Source organism: Atlanticothrix silvestris CENA357 (assembly GCF_016056295.1).
In the GTDB taxonomy this organism is placed as follows: domain Bacteria; phylum Cyanobacteriota; class Cyanobacteriia; order Cyanobacteriales; family Nostocaceae; genus Atlanticothrix; species Atlanticothrix silvestris.
In genome coordinates, this window is the sequence record NZ_JAECZB010000108.1 from 1 (window position 1) to 1,493 (window position 1,493).

At 34.9% G+C, this 1,493-nt stretch carries 1 protein-coding gene; it reads left to right on the plus strand.

Annotated features, from left to right (window positions below; genetic code table 11):
- Positions 1–72: 72 nt before the first annotated feature.
- Entirely contained in the window at positions 73–1,416 is a 1,344-nt protein-coding gene (locus tag I8751_RS28925) for an IS701 family transposase (protein WP_214442518.1), read from the plus strand.
- Positions 1,417–1,493: the final 77 nt, after the last annotated feature.

Genomic DNA, 1,493 nt, shown 5'->3' on the forward strand with positions numbered 1-1,493 from the left:
CCTCTTCTATCACTCTCCAAAGAGTAAAATATTTGAAAGGATGCTAGCAGACGTTGAAGGCTGCTTGGAGTAATGGATGTACCACTCGAAGTGCTGCAACATAAAGCAAGACCAGCAATTGAAACAGTAACGTTGATTGATGAATACTGTAAGTTGTACCAAGATTTATTTCCAGAAGTAAGAAGTTTCGAGTATTTTAAATATTTACATTTGGGAATGATTTCGGAAATAAAAAGGAAAACATTGCCAGCAATTGCTCGTGCCGTAGGATTAGAAGATGCTCAAGGGCTACATCATTTTTTATGGAAGTCGCCTTGGGAGGTAAAAAACCTAAAAAATAGAAGATTGAAAATTTTAAATAAAGCCCTAAATGGTGCATCATTCCTTGTGTGTATAGATGAAACAGGGGATAAAAAGAAAGGTACAACAACGGACTATGTAGATAGACAATATATAGGCAATCTAGGAAAGATAGAGAATGGGATAGTCAGCGTCAATGCTTATGGAATTATTGAAGGAATTACCTTTCCCTTAATTTTTAAAGTGTTTAAACCGAAAAAGCGATTGAAATCAGAAGATAAATATAAGAGCAAACCTCAATTAGCAATCGAAATTATTAAAGAACTAAGAGAATTAGGATTTAATTTTAATTTAGTGTTGGCAGATAGTTTATATGGTGAGAGTAGTGAATTTATTGATACTCTTCATCAGTATAATATCAATTATATTGTGGCTATTCGTAGCAACCACAGTGTACTAATGGCTTCTGGATGGAAGGTTAGATACACGCGATGGAAAAAATTTGACCGAATTTTCTCTAATGGTAAGTCAGAAGAACGATTTATTCGAGAGATAGTTTTTGGTAAGCGTAGGGCGGTTCGGTTCTGGCAAATCACAACAGATAAAATTACAGTACCAGAAAATACGACTTGGTACATCATGACTGATTTACCTGGAGATATTCAGTTAAGTGTAGGAAATACTTATGGATTTAGAACTTGGATTGAATATGGTTTTAAGCAGAGTAAGAATGAATTAGGCTGGGCAGATTATCGGGTGACTGATTATCAAGAAATAGAGCGATGGTGGGAAATCATTTTCTCTACTTACTTCATGATCAGTCTGCAATCAGAACCATTCAAAAGATTGAGACATTACCAGAACGATAATACTTCACATGAAACAGATTCTGTACCTGATGAAATCACAGATAAGTTCTGTTTACATTCATGGTGGCATCATGAAACAAGTTGGAAAAGTACTTTGAATAACCTCCGTCTCATCATACAGCCGAAGATATTTTTTTGTTTAATTTCTCCTTGGCTTGAAGTATTTCGCATCCCTGATTTAGTCAAAGGTTTTTTAGTTTTAACCAGGATTATGAATGAGTTCAAACCTTATCTTCCTGATGGATAAAAGTACAATTAAAAGATTTTTACTTCAGGAGAGTGACAGAAAAGGGATAAGTATAAACTGTCATACACTGCGCGATC